Source organism: Streptomyces sp. NPDC047453 (assembly GCF_040643155.1).
Classification (GTDB): Bacteria; Actinomycetota; Actinomycetes; order Streptomycetales; family Streptomycetaceae; genus Streptomyces.
Map to the genome: position 1 here is coordinate 1 of NZ_JBEYTS010000118.1, position 13,893 is coordinate 13,893.

The 13,893-nt window shown below is 69.1% G+C and carries 12 protein-coding genes and 6 pseudogenes; 9 read left to right on the forward strand and 9 right to left on the reverse strand.

Annotation, left to right across the window (positions count from 1 at the left end; genetic code table 11):
• Window positions 1–11: 11 nt before the first annotated feature.
• The 3 genes and pseudogenes from ABZ818_RS40530 to ABZ818_RS40540 form a co-directional block, all read left to right on the forward strand.
• On the forward strand, window positions 12–158 hold the full coding sequence (locus tag ABZ818_RS40530) for a hypothetical protein (protein WP_361426733.1): 147 nt from the start codon (window positions 12–14) through the stop codon (window positions 156–158).
• 82 nt (window positions 159–240) lie between these two features.
• A pseudogene (locus tag ABZ818_RS40535) lies at window positions 241–1,863 on the forward strand (alpha/beta fold hydrolase).
• 56 nt (window positions 1,864–1,919) lie between these two features.
• Window positions 1,920–2,126: pseudogene (locus tag ABZ818_RS40540) on the forward strand (alpha/beta fold hydrolase); the annotation flags it as partial.
• Window positions 2,127–2,433: 307 nt separating this feature from the next.
• Here the strand turns inward: ABZ818_RS40540 and ABZ818_RS40545 are convergent.
• The 4 genes from ABZ818_RS40545 to ABZ818_RS40560 all read right to left on the reverse strand — a co-directional run bounded on the left by ABZ818_RS40545 (window position 2,434) and on the right by ABZ818_RS40560 (window position 4,696).
• On the reverse strand, window positions 2,434–2,586 hold the full coding sequence (locus ABZ818_RS40545) for a hypothetical protein (RefSeq protein WP_361426709.1): 153 nt from the start codon (window positions 2,584–2,586) through the stop codon (window positions 2,434–2,436).
• 166 nt (window positions 2,587–2,752) lie between these two features.
• Window positions 2,753–3,520 carry a hypothetical protein gene (locus ABZ818_RS40550; RefSeq protein ID WP_361426712.1) on the reverse strand — a complete coding sequence of 256 codons (768 nt, stop codon included), beginning with the start codon at window positions 3,518–3,520 and terminating at the stop codon, window positions 2,753–2,755.
• Between the two features lie 79 nt (window positions 3,521–3,599).
• On the reverse strand, window positions 3,600–3,767 hold the full coding sequence (locus ABZ818_RS40555; RefSeq protein WP_361426741.1) for a hypothetical protein: 168 nt from the start codon (window positions 3,765–3,767) through the stop codon (window positions 3,600–3,602).
• Between the two features lie 20 nt (window positions 3,768–3,787).
• Window positions 3,788–4,696, reverse strand: a complete 909-nt coding sequence (locus ABZ818_RS40560; RefSeq protein WP_361426715.1) for a LysR family transcriptional regulator — start codon at window positions 4,694–4,696, stop codon at window positions 3,788–3,790.
• A gap of 168 nt (window positions 4,697–4,864) precedes the next feature.
• On the opposite strand from ABZ818_RS40560, the gene ABZ818_RS40565 reads away from it, so the two are divergent.
• Together ABZ818_RS40565 and ABZ818_RS40570 are read left to right on the forward strand one after the other, a co-directional pair.
• Window positions 4,865–5,464, forward strand: coding sequence for a hypothetical protein (locus ABZ818_RS40565; RefSeq protein ID WP_361426718.1), 600 nt, complete (start codon window positions 4,865–4,867; stop codon window positions 5,462–5,464).
• Window positions 5,461–6,234, forward strand: a complete 774-nt coding sequence (locus ABZ818_RS40570; protein ID WP_361426721.1) for an SDR family NAD(P)-dependent oxidoreductase — start codon at window positions 5,461–5,463, stop codon at window positions 6,232–6,234. The genes ABZ818_RS40565 and ABZ818_RS40570 overlap by 4 nt, the downstream gene beginning before the upstream one ends.
• 66 nt (window positions 6,235–6,300) lie before the next feature.
• On the opposite strand, the pseudogene ABZ818_RS40575 reads toward ABZ818_RS40570, so the two are convergent.
• Both ABZ818_RS40575 and ABZ818_RS40580 read right to left on the reverse strand, forming a co-directional pair.
• A pseudogene (locus ABZ818_RS40575) lies at window positions 6,301–6,489 on the reverse strand (hypothetical protein); the annotation flags it as partial.
• 956 nt (window positions 6,490–7,445) lie between these two features.
• The gene (locus tag ABZ818_RS40580) at window positions 7,446–8,789 is read right to left on the reverse strand and encodes a BTAD domain-containing putative transcriptional regulator (RefSeq protein ID WP_361426724.1); all 1,344 of its coding nucleotides are present in this window, start codon (window positions 8,787–8,789) and stop codon (window positions 7,446–7,448) included.
• Window positions 8,790–8,926: 137 nt separating this feature from the next.
• Here ABZ818_RS40580 and ABZ818_RS40585 point away from each other — a divergent pair, with 137 nt between their 5' ends.
• Entirely contained in the window at window positions 8,927–9,442 is a 516-nt protein-coding gene (locus ABZ818_RS40585; RefSeq protein WP_361426727.1) for a hypothetical protein, read from the forward strand.
• A 345-nt stretch (window positions 9,443–9,787) separates the two neighbouring features.
• On the opposite strand, the pseudogene ABZ818_RS40590 reads toward ABZ818_RS40585, so the two are convergent.
• Window positions 9,788–9,937: pseudogene (locus ABZ818_RS40590) on the reverse strand (IS5/IS1182 family transposase); the annotation flags it as partial.
• 8 nt (window positions 9,938–9,945) lie between these two features.
• On the reverse strand, window positions 9,946–10,923 hold the full coding sequence (locus ABZ818_RS40595; RefSeq protein WP_361426730.1) for a hypothetical protein: 978 nt from the start codon (window positions 10,921–10,923) through the stop codon (window positions 9,946–9,948).
• A gap of 129 nt (window positions 10,924–11,052) precedes the next feature.
• Between ABZ818_RS40595 and ABZ818_RS40600 the strand changes: the two genes are divergently transcribed.
• From ABZ818_RS40600 to ABZ818_RS40610, 3 genes and pseudogenes are all read left to right on the forward strand, one after another.
• The gene (locus ABZ818_RS40600) at window positions 11,053–12,057 is read left to right on the forward strand and encodes a winged helix-turn-helix domain-containing protein (protein ID WP_361426736.1); all 1,005 of its coding nucleotides are present in this window, start codon (window positions 11,053–11,055) and stop codon (window positions 12,055–12,057) included.
• A gap of 187 nt (window positions 12,058–12,244) precedes the next feature.
• The gene (locus ABZ818_RS40605; RefSeq protein WP_361426738.1) at window positions 12,245–12,961 is read left to right on the forward strand and encodes a GNAT family N-acetyltransferase; all 717 of its coding nucleotides are present in this window, start codon (window positions 12,245–12,247) and stop codon (window positions 12,959–12,961) included.
• A gap of 32 nt (window positions 12,962–12,993) precedes the next feature.
• A pseudogene (locus ABZ818_RS40610) lies at window positions 12,994–13,095 on the forward strand (calcium-binding protein); the annotation flags it as partial.
• 328 nt (window positions 13,096–13,423) lie between these two features.
• Here the strand turns inward: ABZ818_RS40610 and ABZ818_RS40615 are convergent.
• A pseudogene (locus ABZ818_RS40615) lies at window positions 13,424–13,893 on the reverse strand (RNA-guided endonuclease TnpB family protein); the annotation flags it as partial.

The window sequence follows — 13,893 nt, forward strand, 5'->3', positions numbered from 1 at the left end:
ACCCCGGGAAGGTGTTCCGCGTCCGCGATCTGCACGAGCACCTCGGCCTGCCCACCGACGAGCCCTCGATCAACGTCACCCGCTCCCGCCTGGGACGACTCGTCCACCAGGGACGCCTCACCCAACCGGGACGCGGCCGCTATCAGAAACGGACTTAACGCCCTCTGAAACAGCCAAGGGCCGGATGCTGGCGGTAACACTCTCGAAAGACGGAGGCCACGGCGTGAGTGAATAGGGGACATGCTCTTCGACTTCACGCACGACCACGACGGTGAACGGCTCAGCGGTGTGTACGGCGGTGATCGGTCGGGGGCCACCGCTGTGGTGCTGCATGGCGCAGGCACCAGCAGGACGGAGCGGCTGCTTCCGCTGGTGCGGGAGTTCGTGGCCCACGGTTGTCGCGGGATCGCTTTCGACTTCTCCGGGCACGGCGAAAGCACAGGAAAGCTCAGTGAGTTGAGCCTGCGGCGACGGTTCGAGCAGGCTGTCGCGGTGATCGATGCGTACGCGGGGGCGGACGGGCCGCTGGTCCTTGTGGGGTTCAGCATGAGCGGGCAAACGGTGGCCGATCTCGTCCGGCACTACGGGGATCGAGTGGCGGCGCTGGGGCTGTGCGCGCCCGCCGTGTACACCGCCGAGGCATGGGACGTACCCTTCGAGGAAGGCAACGGGCGGTTCAGCGGGATCATCCGGCAGCCGGACAGCTGGCGTGAGGCGCCCGCGCTCGAGGCGCTGCGGGCGTACGAGGGCCGGGCGGTGCTCGCCGTGCCGGGCACGGACGCGGTGATCCCGTCGGCGGTGACCGAGGCCGTACAGGACGCGCTGGCAGCGCGCGCCCAGTACACGCGGTTCGACCTTCCGGACGCGCAGCACCAGTTGGGGATGTGGTTCCGCGATCATGGCGAGCATCGGCGGGAGTTCGTGGAGGCGGTGCTGACCGGCCTCGACGACCGTGGCTGAACGGCGACGCGTGCGTGGGTGGCCAAGCAGCTCGGCAACGGCCGGTCGGTCGCCGACTTGCGTCTCCTGTCCGGTGGTTGGAGCTCCCAGATGTGCCGGCTCACGCTCGACGACGGCACGGAGCTGGTGCAACGGACCTTCGTGAAGCCGTTCTTCCGCCACCACGGGCCCGGGCTACTGGCCCGCGAGGCGTCCGTCCTGGCGCTGCTCGCCGGTCAGGACGGCATCCCGGCGCCCGGGTTCGTCGCCGTGGACGTCCCCGCCGAACACTGCGACCATCCGACCCTGTTGATGTCCGCGCTGCCGGGCCGCGTCCGCGTGGACGAGGACGACCTCGACCGGCGCCTGGACCTGCTCGCGGCCCAGCTCGTCCGCGTCCACGGCGTCGTGCCGGCCGAAAGACCGCGCCCCTACCAGGCGTGGACGTCCCCGGAGCGCGTTCGCACCCCGGACGGTCCGCTGTGGGAGCGGGCCGTGGACGTGATCCGCCGTGACCCGCCGTCGTACGAAGGCTGTTTTCCGCACCGCGACTTCCACCCTGGGAACGTGCTCTTCACGGGAACCGGGCCGGGGCTGCGGATCACCGGTGTCGTGGACTGGGTCGAGACCTCGTGGGGACCTGCCGACCTGGACGTGGCGCACTGCTCGACCGCGCTGGCGCTGCTGCACGGGCCGGCGTACGGGCTGGACTTCCGCGAGCGGTACGAGGCACACGGCGGCCGCGACCTGGCCGAGGACCCCGACCACCTGTCCTGGCGGCTGCTCGGCGCCCTGCACTACTGCCCCGACGCGGCGAAGCTGGCCGGGCCGTGGCATGACCTGGGGCGGGACGATCTGACGTCCGAGGTGCTGGGAGAACGGCTGGAGGCGTACGTGGACGGACTGCTGCAGCGATACGGCTGACCGGCCCTGGATCACTCGTCTGACACCGACCCGGAGAGGCGTGCGCATGGGCCGCCGTGGTGCTCGTTCATGGCCTGTATCACCGTCCCGAACACTTCGTCCTGGTGGCAGAACGCTTGCGGACGGCAGGAACCGAGGTTGTCGTTCCCGAGCTTCACCGGGGCTCATTGCCCGCTGACACAGCCGCGGTCCAGGCTGTCATCGACTCGCTGCCGGAGCCTCCGACTGTGCTCGGTCACTCCTACGGCGGGTCATTGATCACTGAGAGTTCCGTCGGGTCTACGCGCCCACCGACCTGACGACGCACCAGGGCCACCCACAGCCCACCTTGCCGAACACGTACGCGAACACACTGGGGTGTGGAAGCCCTGCACCACCTGCGCGACGTGACGCTCCGCGAAGACACCTCCGGACATGAGCCGGCCGCGAGGGCGAGGACCAGCCCCTCCGCCGGCCGGGCCACCACGGCGACCGAGAACGTACCCGGCGTCCAAAGGCTGGATGACGCCGTGCTCCTGCTGGCCGACCCTGGGAGAACCCCCGGCCATGGACTTGGGACCTCAGTGGGGTTCAGGTGAACTCACGAGATGTCGCACACCAGGTCGACGTGACACCGTCGGCGGCCATCTTCTCGGTGCGGGCGGTGATGTCGGCGTCGCTGATCGGCGAGAGCTGGGCTTCGAGCGCCGTTGCCCAGGACCCGGCAGGGTCGGTGGCCAGCACCTCCGCCCGCCAGGTGCCGTCGGGGCCTGGGCCTTGAGCTCGGCGTGGGCGCCGGCTTCCCGCGCGACGCCCCATCAGGCATCCCGGGCCCTTGATGAGACGCAAGATGGCCCTGCCGGTCCCCTCGGCCCGGGGCGGGCCGAGGGGACCGGCAGGTGCCGGGTTGTCAGCGCACGTCGACGTAGTCGCCCGTGGCGTTGACCGCCGACGTGGTGGAGGTGCCCGCGAAGGACCAGCGCCAGTAGCCGTCGGCCGAGGCCGTGACCATCGTCGACAGGTTGCCCGTCGAGTTGGTCTTGACCGTCTTGACGGTCGTGTAGGTACTGGTGCCCGCCTTGCGGAACTGCAGCTTCACGGGCTGGTTGGTGTAGCCCGCGTAGGTGCGTTTGTCCCAGTTGGCGCGGGTCAGCTTGCCCGTGACCTTGAGCGACTTGCCCTTGGTCACCGGCTCGGGCCCGGCGTCGACGCCGAGCTTGCCGCGGCGCAGGACCGGGTGGGTGATGGCGCCGCCGTTGTTGTAGAGATCGCCGTCCTTGGACTGGAGCTGGACGACCACATTCCACGGACCCGCGAGGGTGTTGCGGGGCACGCCCCAACCCGAGTCGAGCTTGAAGGTGAGCTTGCAGGTGGAGGTGGTGGTGCTGCTCGCGGTGCACGTCGGGGTGCCGTGGTACGACCAGTAGTTTCCCCCCACCTCGCGCTTGATCTGGAAGAACGCAAGCTTGCTGCTGATCCCCGAGTCGTCCGAAGCCGTCACCGAGATGGTGAACGACTCGGTCTGGGAGGTGCCGAGGACGATGGGCTTGCCGCCGTTCACGGACACCTTCTGGATCACCACACCGGTCTCCACGGCGTACGCGGCCGGAGCGGTGACAGCGGAGGCAGAAAGGGCCAGGACGCCGGTGAGTACGGCGCCTATGGATATTGCGCGCAATGAATCCCCAATGTGTCGAGCCGGCCCCGGCCGTGTGAATCCCCCCGGCCGCAGACTTGGCAGGTGACGTGAGGATACGTCACCCGTGCGGCTCGGCCTCAGCGGTGTACGGGCCGCCCAGGCTCCACGCCTGGTGCATCGCGTCGGCGAAGGCGGCGGCGAGCCTGTGCTCGCCGGAGGTGTTCGGGTGGGTGCCGTCGTACGTGTCGCGGGTGGCGGCCCCAGCCGGCGGGGCGAAGGCGCGCATGCGGGGGTCCCGGTGGACGCTCAGGTAGTCCCACACGAGCCCCCGGCGTGCAGTGAGCGCGCCGCTGTGCGCAGGGCTGTGACGAGTGGCGAGGTGTCGGCGGCTCGAGTGCACAGCGAGATGGGGCACGGTTCGGCATCGGTGATCGGGACGAAGGTGACTTCGGGGTGGCGGTAGCCGTTGGCAACGAAGCCGCCGGTGATCGCGATGGCCTGTCCCGCTGCGACGGTCTCCAGCAACTCGTCCATGGTGCGGACCGATGGGCCGTAGCAGACGGGGACGCCGCTGGGGCGGGGATCACAGGCCCACCAGCGCACCCAGCCGGGATCGGCTTCGTCGCCGGTGACGTGGGTTTCGCCGTCGAGGTCTGCGAGTTCGACCACTTCCCGTGTCGCGAGACGGTGTGTGAGGGGCAGCGCCACGATCCGGGGCTCGTGGTGCACGACGTCGAGGCGAAGGCCGGTTGTGTCGGCTATCGGGGGCCGAACCAGCGCAGCGTCCACCACTCCATCGCGCACGGCGGAGGCCTGTTGCGGCCAGGCCAGCTCCACGCGCTGGACGGACACGTCGAGCACCTCGCGGCGTAGCTCGTCGATCAGGTGCCGGATGCGTGGACCGGCCGAGGCGGTGATGAAACCGAGCCGCAGCGTGGCAGCGAGTTCGCGGCGGTGGGCCTCGACGGCGGCGACGGCCCGGTCGGCTGCGGCCAACGCATGACGCGCCTCGGCGAGGAAACGGCGGCCGGCGGTGGTGGGGCGGACGGGATGGGCGGAGCGGTCGATCAGTTCGACACCGAGCGTGTGCTCCAGCTTGCGCACCTGCTGGCTCAGGGCGGGTGCGCTGATGTAGAGCTTCTCCGCCGCGCGGCCGAAATGTCCCTCGTCGACGACCGCGACGAGGTAGCGCACGAGGTGCAGGTTGAGGTCCATGTCGACTCCTCCCGCTGCAGGGTGGCGGCGCAGCTCACTCGACTGTAGCGCCTGTGACCTGCGGCGTTAACCAATGGGTTTACAGGGGGAGGCATGTTTGTCATGGATCCTCGCGAGCGGCGTGTCCAAGGATGGCAACACGTTGAACCGACTCGATGAGGAGCCGCGGTGAGCCGCTACGAACACGACTTCACGCACATGTTCGCGGACCTGGAGAAGCAAATCGCCGAGACCGACAACCCGCGGCATCGGGCGATTCTGAAGAACTATCGCCTGCACGGCCTGCTGGAGGTCTCCGGGCGGTACGAGGAGCTGCTGGCGCCGAACATGACCGTCGAGCACCCGCACTACCGCCTCCACGAGGGCGGCACGTCGGTAATCCTCGACGGCATGGCCCAAGTCACCGCGTTCTACCAGTCGCTGGTCGAGGCGAACGCTCTGGTCATGTGGGTGAACAAGCATGACATCGCCGTCAACGACCACGGGTTCGCGGGCGAGGTCGAGTTCTCCGCGTTCATGCCCGGCGCAATGCTCGGCGACAGCGTGTTCGGCTCGGTGCAGGCCGGCGACGACCCCCACGACATCTACCTGCTCAAGCGCACGCTCGCGTTCGTCTGGCCCTACGACGAGCGCTGTCGGCTGATCGGCGAACACGTCTACGAGGACACCGCTTCCCGGGAGATCACCAAACCCGATCTGGCCGATGTCATCACTGCCGAACGGGCAGCCGAACTGCTCGCTCCGGAGATCGCCAAGGAGCTGCCGTGAGCGTCGCACTGGTCACCGGTGGCGCCGGCGGCCTCGGGGGCGCCATCGCCGCCCGCCTGGCCGAGGAGCACGCGGTCCTGCTCACCGATGTCAACGCCGAGCGCATCGCCGAGGCCTCCAGTAGGTTGGCTGCCAACGGCGCGAAGGTCGCCCACGCCGTCTGCGACGTCAGCCGGCGGGACTCGGTGCAGGCCGCGTTCGCCGCCGCCGAGGAGCAACTGGGCGAGGTGACCGTGCTGGCGAACGTCGCTGGGGTCGGAAAGTTCCATCCGTTCACCGAGCTGACCGAGGAGATGTGGGACCGCACATACGCGGTCAACGCCCGAGGCACATTCCTCACCTGCCAGGAGCTCGTCCGCCGCCGGGCCGGCCGCCCCGGCGCAATCGTCAACATCGCTTCGATCGGCGCCCGCCTCGGCATGGAGATGGTCGCCGACTACGGCTCCTCGAAGGCTGCGGTCATCGAGCTGACCCACACGATCGCCCGGATCGGCGCCCCCAGCGGGTTGCGGGCCAATACGGTCATGCCCGGCCTGATCTGGACCGACATGTGGCGGACCACGGCCGAATGGCTGCTCGCCAACGGTCTCGCACCCGCCGACGCCACTGCGGAGCAGGTCTTCGCCGGAACGGTCGACCAGATGGTTCCGATGAAGCGCCCGCAGACCCCAGCCGACATCGCCGAGATGGTTGCCTTCCTGCTCTCCGAGAAGGCAGCCAATATCACCGGCCAGACCATCGCCGTCGACGGCGGCACGGTCATGACCTGAGAAGCGGTTGTCGACGCCGATGGCGAGGTGGACCGGCCTGGAAGCCACTGATCCAGAGCGGATCTTGATCCAGAGGGCGTCGATGTGGATGATCGGCCAGATCGTATCCAGCGGCCGGTTCTGCCAGGCGGCGAGCTCGTCGGCGACGGCCCGGCTCTGGCAGCCCTCGCCACGGCGTCGGTGAGCTGGGCAGTCGCCGGCTACGGCGGCCGGTGTCGGCGCGGCGGTCGGCGCGCAGCCGGCCGGGACCGGCAGGCCAGTTCCTCCCTCCCGCCTGACGTCGCCACGCTACCGGCGGCGCGGCGGCCCCGGCCGACGCGCAACCGGCTGAGCGCAGTGCGCCCACGATCAGGTCATCGTCCGCCTGGGCGAGGTTTTCCGGGGCGTCCACCCACCCGACCGGCCCGCGGCCCCTCCCCCGCAGCCGCAGCCGCAGCCGCAGCACCAGGCGAGCACTCCCGCCCACCAGCACCGGCCGCAGACCGAGCAGGAACAACGTGTCGGAGAGGTCCATCCGGTCGTTCCACGTCTCCACCGAGGCGAGATCCCCGCGGTTCGGGCCCTCCGCCTCGATCCAGCCCATGTCCCACCCCTCAGGGCCGTCCCCTCGGACCGGAGGGCCGAACAGCGACGGATCGCGTCCGAGATCGCAGAGGTACTCACCCTCCCGCAGGCCTGCCCAGGGATCGTTCCACTCGACCACGCACCGGCCGTCGGACTGGTCTTCCAGCACCGTCAGCTCGACCAGCTCGATCTCGGTCGCCGTCGCATACACGCAGGCCCCGGCCCCCACCAGCAGCAGCCCCAGAAGCAGCACCCACCGGAACACCGGGCCCGCCCCCACCGCCCTCACCGACTCACCCCCGACACCCCGCACTCTTTCAACGTGACACAGTGTCCCCTCGAGCGCTGGACTTGATCAACGACGGTCTCAGGCAGCGGACGGCCCACCGCTGCCCAACCTCGCCAACCCGTGCGCGGGCGCGGCCGCGTCGGATGGCGGTGGTTGCTGTCAGTCGTAGGCCGATTCCGGTCAGTTGGGTGCCGAAGGGCTGGGATACCTGGGATCAGGCCGGCAGGCCGTACTGTCGGATGGTCGGCGGAAACGACTTCACAGCACAAGACGTCCTCGCCACACGGCTGACCATGGTGGCGCACCCGCTGCACGCCGCAGCCCTGACCATCCACACGATCAGGGGTCGGTGGCTACGTCAGCGGCCGCTGGACATCCGTTTGACGCCGCAGGTCGCCAAGCTGCACCACCTGCGTCGCCCGCTCGCGTCGAGGAACAGCCAGCCGCAGTCCTCACTGGGGCAGCTGCGAACCATGAAGCGCCGTGGATCCGTGAGCAGTTCGCCCGCGCTACGGGCCACCGCGCAGACGGGCAGCCGCAATCGGGCGGAGGGGGAGGGCTGCCAGCGTCCAAGACCGTCCTCGCCACGGGTGAAGACCGAGTGCCTGGCAGCGTCCTCCACGGTGCCGGCCACCGCCTTGAAGGCACGGGCCTCCCCCGGATCGGCCAGGCAGGCATACAGCTTCGTACGGAACTGCCGAGCCTCGGCGAGCGCTGCGGCAGCCTCGTCGGGGTGCCGCAGCGCCTGCTCACGCAGGCGGGTGACCACCTGGTCCTCGATCAGGTCCATATGGCCGGCCCATACAGCGAGCGTGGCGTAGCTTCGCAGCCACTCCGATCCCGGCAGCCGGTCCCCGCTCCAGCCCGCGTAGGTGTTGCAGAACTCCAGTGCGGGATGCCCGCTCGTGCTCCATGGCAGCCATTGGTCGTCGACCCGCACGGCGTATACGGGTCCGGGAGGCCGGTCCAGCCGGTGGTCGCCATGCAGCATGCGATCGTGCAGTGTCTGCAGTTCTGCACCTGGTTCGATGCCGAACTCGGTTACCAGCGCCTTGTGCGTGCTGCGGTACAGCTCGAGGGCATCGGCCTGGCGGCCGCCGCGGTAGAGAGCGGTCATCTGTGCGGCGACCAGCCGTTCCCGCCCTGGATGCTCCTCGACCAGCGGTGTCAGATCCGCCACGACGCGGTCGTGAAGACCCATGGTGAGCTGGACCTCCGCTCGCCGCTCCACGGCGGAGAGGCGAAGTTCGTCGAGGGAACCGCCGAGGCGGGTGCGCAGCCGGTCGTCGGCCACGTCGGCGAGCAGCGGGCCCCGCCACAGTCCGAGGGCCCAGTCGTAGAGGCGGACTTGCTCCGCGGGGTCACCGGTATCGGCCGCCTGGCGGACGAGGAAGGTGAACTCCTGCGCGTCGATCGTATGAGGGCCCTGCTCGACGGCGTAGCCGTCATGCCGGGTTTCGACCGGCACTCCGTACGGCTTGAGAGCGGCACGTAACCGACCTATGTAGGTGTGGATGGTACCGCGGGCAGAGGCAGGCGCACCACCGTTCCACAGCAGGTCGATGAGGCGCTCAGTCGTCACGGCGCGACCCGCGTGCAGCAGCAGGACCGACAGCAGACACCGTTCCTGGCGACGGCTGCCCGCCAGCACCTGTCGTCCCTCGTGGCGGGCGGCGAACGGACCGAGCAACTGGAACTCCATGGCGCTCGACAGCCTAGTGGGGCCGAGTGTCCGCAGTCCGTGCCGGTGGTGGTGAGGGTTTGGTCAGAGACCGGCGAAACACTGGCGTACGCCTCTTCGGCGAAACCTTCCCTTCAATTCTCTGACCAGGGAGAGTCATGCGAAGAACCGTTCTCGCGCCGCTGGTGCTTGCCGCCGTGCTCATGGGAGTACAGCCCGCGTCGGCCGCACCCGCCGCCACCGGCACCGGGTGGGAGCCGGCACCTTCCACGTCGTGGGACGTCGGCGCCGGGCTGCGGTGCGACTTCCCCGTCCACGGCGAACCCGTCATCGACAAGGTGATGAAGCTTGTACTGGACACCTATCCCGACGGTACCGTGAGGCGCGTCGCGTACAAGGGTGATCTGGTCGTACGGATCACGAACACCGAGACCGGTGCCCTCTACGACGCCGACGCGAGCGGCTCGGCCATCGTCGAGCACCGAACCGACGGCTCTCAGTTCTGGGCCGTGCACGGCCCGGTGCTGGCCGGCATCGGTGAGGGCAAGGGCAACTTGCCGCGCGGCCTGTACATCGTCGACGGGGTGTACACGATGGACATCAGCTCCGTCGGGTACAAGGCCGTGAACCTGGTGCACGGGACCACGGACGATCTCTGCGCCCGCATCGACTGAGGCCTGCCTGCACCTGGGGCACCGGGGCGCACCACGAGTCAGGGGTGGTGAGGGAGTCGGGCAGGATGCCCGCGTAGGCGCGCAGGACGCCTCCTTCGTGGTGGCTGATGCCTGGCCGCCGTGAACGAGAGGTCGCCGCCGGGCTCGACGACCTCGTACGCGCCGAACGTGCGAAGCACCACAACCGCGACCACGCGCACCACAAGTGGGAGCCACCGGAGAGCCAATGGTGCGGTTGTGGTGCGCGCACCGCATGTGAAGAAGCCCCGTTCCTGCCACGGCAGGAACGGGGCTTCGGACAGCCGGCCCACCTCTTCCGAACCCACCGTTCAGGAACAATTCGACCCAGCAGTGAGTCGTCCATGCCTGCCGGATCAGGCTACGCACGGTGGTGATCGTGTCGGCGAGGTCGAAGAAGGTGTCGATGACGGTGGTGCGCTGCTCGTAGCAGCTGGCGAGCCGGGAAAAGGCGTTCTGCCTCGCGGTGCCGGACCGCCCGGCTGCTAATCGGCCGTGCCGGACCGGCCGTCGTCATCGGAGCAGACGGGGTCGTCGATCGCCGTGACGGTGTACGGGGGCGTGCCCGGACGGTCGTCGAGCTGGCTGTTGACCACATACAGCCGGCAGTCATGCCGGGCAAGGGTGGTGGGCAGATCGAACTGCTCGCCGGTGAGCCGGTGCGTCACCACTCCGCTGCGTAGATCCTCACTCAGCTCGGCGATGTACACCCCGTTGGGTGCACCGTAGTTGAGCACCGCGTACAGGGTGCGGCCGTGCAGCACCATCCCGTCCGCCCCGAAGGATGCGTCACCGACCTGCACTTGCTCGACCGCGTGGGTAGCCGTGTCCACCCGCCAGACCGCCTCGGTGCCATTGGACGCCACCAGCAGTGTCGTGCCCGCCTTGTCGGCCACGATGCCGTTGAGCAGCCAGTACCGCGCCGGGAACTGGGGGAAGGCGGAACGGACGTCGAGCCAGGGCACGAGCGGTCCGACTCGGTCGCCCCGCAGGTCCGCGCGGAGAACCACGGGGTTGGCCCAGTCGGTGACGTACACGGCGTTCTTGGTGATGACGAGGTCGTTCAGGTCCGGGGCGCCGAGCGGGCCGTCCGGTGCCGTCCGGGTTGCCAGGAGTCGGCCGCGAGGGTCGTGCACGGTGAGGCTCGTGCCGCCCACGGAGAAGACGTTGCCCCTGCTGTCGGTGTGCACGCCCCGTGTGCTCTGGCGGGCCTCGACGCCCTGAGCCGGGAACGGTTGAAGGTCCGAGTTGCCGACACGCCCCCGGAAGAGTCGACCGGTGCCGTCGGAAGAGACGTAGATGGTGCCGTTGCGCTGCACGGTGATCCCCTCCGGCAGGATGCCGGGGTCCCGGGACACGACGTAGGTTGTGGGTAGTCCATGGGCCTCGGCGTGAGCGGTCTGCCCGGCCACGGCGAGCAAGATGGATGCTCCCAGGCAGAGCAGGCGTGTGGTGGCAGGCATGGCACAACCTCCGCAGGGCTTTTGAAGAACCGTCATGAGGAAGCCAAGCCTGGCCCGGCCGGGCACCGGTCCGCGCTGCCTTTCAAGCCTGGCCGAAAGGCGGGGACCTATCGATAATCGGTCGACGTGATGCGCATCCACTTCTCTGCCGCCGACCTGTGCAAGATCACACTCGCGCCGGTGCCCAACGCCGTCTTCGAGACGGCGCTCAGCGTGCGCCGCCTGCGCGGCAGCCCGACCGCGGGGAACGGGTCACGACCCGGCCTGGCGCGCTGGCATCGGGAGATGAGCGGAAGCCTGGCAGCCCGTGCCGGACTGCTCATGGGCCTGGTCCTCGGGGAGGGGTTCTTACCGGACTTCCTGCTCCACCCCTCGGGTTCGTCCTTCGCCGACGGGTTGGAACTGACCCGGCAGACACCGGCCTCGCAACTCGCCGCCGAACTGGCTGAACTGCACAGGGCCGAGCAGGCTTTCGGCCGGCCTGGCGGCCCTCGGGGCGGCTCCCCCGAAAACGCCCGACTGCTCCGCGAACTCGCCGAGGGCACTCCCGGCGCCCGGGACAGGCTCGTCGGTGATCTGCACCGCTACTACGGCTCGTCCGTGGCGCCTCTGTGGCCCGAGATCCGGGCCAATGCCACCGCCGACCGCGCCCTGCGCGCCGAGATGCTGCTGCGCGGCGGAGTAGACGCTCTGCTGACCACGCTCAGCCCGTGCTGGCTGTGGCAGCCACCCACCCTGCACCTGCCCTCGCGTTCGAGCTTCGACGTCGAGTTGTGCGGTCGGGGCCTGATGCTCATCCCCTCCTACTTCGCCACCGCACCGGTCCTGATGTACCGGCCGCACGACTCGACCGTGCTGACCTACCCGATGCATACCGCCGACGGCCGCCCGGACGCCACCGGTGACGTCCTCGCCCCGTTGCTGGGCCGCACCCGCGCCGCCGTCCTTGCCTCCCTGCGCACCCCGGCCACCACCACGATGCTCGCCGAGCGCACCGGAATCTCCCTCGCCGGCGCCAGTCAGCACGCGACCGTACTACGCAACGCCGGACTCATCTCCACCGACAGGACCGGCACCGCGGTCCTGCATTCCCTGCGCCCTCTCGGCAAGGCGCTGCTCGACGGCGCCTCTTGACCCGTCCGGCGGCCCCGGTCCCGACCATGGCGCCGGCCCGAGCCGACAGGCACTGACCGCGACCGCCGGGAAGCCGAACACAGCTGGACCGGCCGACGCTGTGGACCGCCGGGGCAGGGATGCCGACTGCCTCTCCACCAGTCAATACGTGTTTCCAATGCCTGAACCGGCTGGCATGATCGAGACCATGGCGACGGATCCGCTGCTGGCCAGAGCCCGGGGGCTATGGGAAGACCTGACCCGGGTGCCGGTGTCGTTCGCGCCGACGGGTGGTGTGAATGTAGTTGTGTCCCCGGAATCATGGATGTGCCCGGTTGGCTGGGTTGGGGTGGTGGCTCTCGGTGGATCGGCGATCGTGGCCGTGCCGAACGAAAGTGCCGCCGTGATCGTGCGCGACGCACTGGCGGGGCTGCCGGTAGAGGCTGCGGTGGACGCCGCTGCGGTCCGTGAAGTGCTGCCCGTGGCCAGGGTGCTCGGTCCTGCGGTGTTGTCGTACGTGTCTCCAGAAGACTTCCGCCCGGCAGCCGCTTCATCGACGGTGGAACAACTGCCTGGCCACCATCCTGCACTGCGCAGTCTGGAGAAGATGGCGGGTCACGAGGACACTGCAGAGGCCTCTCTGGACGAGATCACGTCGCCCGCGTTCGTGGTCCGCGAGCACGGCAAGGTAGTGGCTGCTGCTGGATATCAGGCCTGGCCCCGGAGGACCGCTCACATCAGCGTGCTGACGGCGCCAGCCGTGCGAGGACGCGGACTCGCACGGGCGACGGGTTCGGCGGCGGTCACACACGCTCTCGCTGACGGGCTGCTGCCGCAGTGGCGCGCGCGTCCTCGGGCCTCACGGCGGGTTGCCGCCGCATTGGGCTTCAGGGAACTGGGGGCTCAACTCTCCATCGAGATATAGGAGAAGCTGGTGACAGCCAGCCTCAGTCTGCCTACATAACCAAGGATTCCGCCGCCAAGGCGAAGGTCCTGCGCAACTCCAAGCTGAAGGTCAACGCCTCGCCGGAACCGGTGAGGAAGAACAAGACGATCACCTCCAACAAGCGCGGAAGGCCCAGGCCGGAGACCCTTCGGTCTGGGCCTTCTTGAGCCCTGGCTGTTTCCCGGCCGGCGGGCCGGTCAGCCGCCGCATCCCTTCGCGCTCTCCCAGTTGATCGACGATCCCGGTGTCCCCCAAGCCTGCCAGCCGCACCGCAGTAACCGAACGCAGGCCTGGGACATCCGCCTCCGTCGCCACCCCTGTCTGCCACCGCACCGCGTCCTCACATCCCGCCTCGCACCCGAGTTCGGTGGAGCCCGGAACCAGCATGCCTCGCCCGGGTGGTGATACAGTTGACGTCCTCCCCGCCCTGAAGGACGGGGATCCTGCCACGGCCGGCTGACCGTCTCGGTGGGTTCCTGCTTCAACGCGCTGTGCCGGGACCAAAGTCAAGTCCTGGTCTTACCTGCGCTCGGCGAGGCGTTTAGCGTCTCCGCCCGTCCGGCGGCGACGACCCGACGTCCTTCGCACAGGACGTTCTTCGCTGCGTTGTGATCCCGGTCGTGGATGGTGCCGCAGCCCCTGCACGTCCACTCCCGCACGTGCAGGGGCTTGGGCCCGTCCCGGAACCCGCAGGCCGAGCAGACCTGCGAGGACGGAAACGACCGGTCGACCTTGCCGAAGGTCCGCCCGTGCTTGGCTGCCTTGTACTCCAGCATGCCGACGAACTGGGCCCATCCGGCGTCCTGCACGGACTTGGCCAGCCGGGTACGGCCAAGACTCTTGGCGGACAGCGTCTCCACGAACACCGCTTGGTTGTCGCGGATGATCCGAGTGGAGAGCTTGTGCTGCCA

What these genes read in the sequence shown, in the direction of transcription:
- ABZ818_RS40560 (WP_361426715.1), bottom strand. Translation starts at nt 4,696, where the DNA reads ATGGACCTCAACCTGCACCTCGTGCGCTACCTCGTCGCGGTCGTCGAC.
- ABZ818_RS40605 (WP_361426738.1), top strand. Translation starts at nt 12,245, where the DNA reads ATGGCGACGGATCCGCTGCTGGCCAGAGCCCGGGGGCTATGGGAAGAC.
- ABZ818_RS40600 (WP_361426736.1), top strand. Translation starts at nt 11,053, where the DNA reads ATGCGCATCCACTTCTCTGCCGCCGACCTGTGCAAGATCACACTCGCG.
- ABZ818_RS40585 (WP_361426727.1), top strand. Translation starts at nt 8,927, where the DNA reads ATGCGAAGAACCGTTCTCGCGCCGCTGGTGCTTGCCGCCGTGCTCATG.
- ABZ818_RS40580 (WP_361426724.1), bottom strand. Translation starts at nt 8,789, where the DNA reads ATGGAGTTCCAGTTGCTCGGTCCGTTCGCCGCCCGCCACGAGGGACGA.
- ABZ818_RS40595 (WP_361426730.1), bottom strand. Translation starts at nt 10,923, where the DNA reads ATGCCTGCCACCACACGCCTGCTCTGCCTGGGAGCATCCATCTTGCTC.
- ABZ818_RS40555 (WP_361426741.1), bottom strand. Translation starts at nt 3,767, where the DNA reads ATGCGCGCCTTCGCCCCGCCGGCTGGGGCCGCCACCCGCGACACGTAC.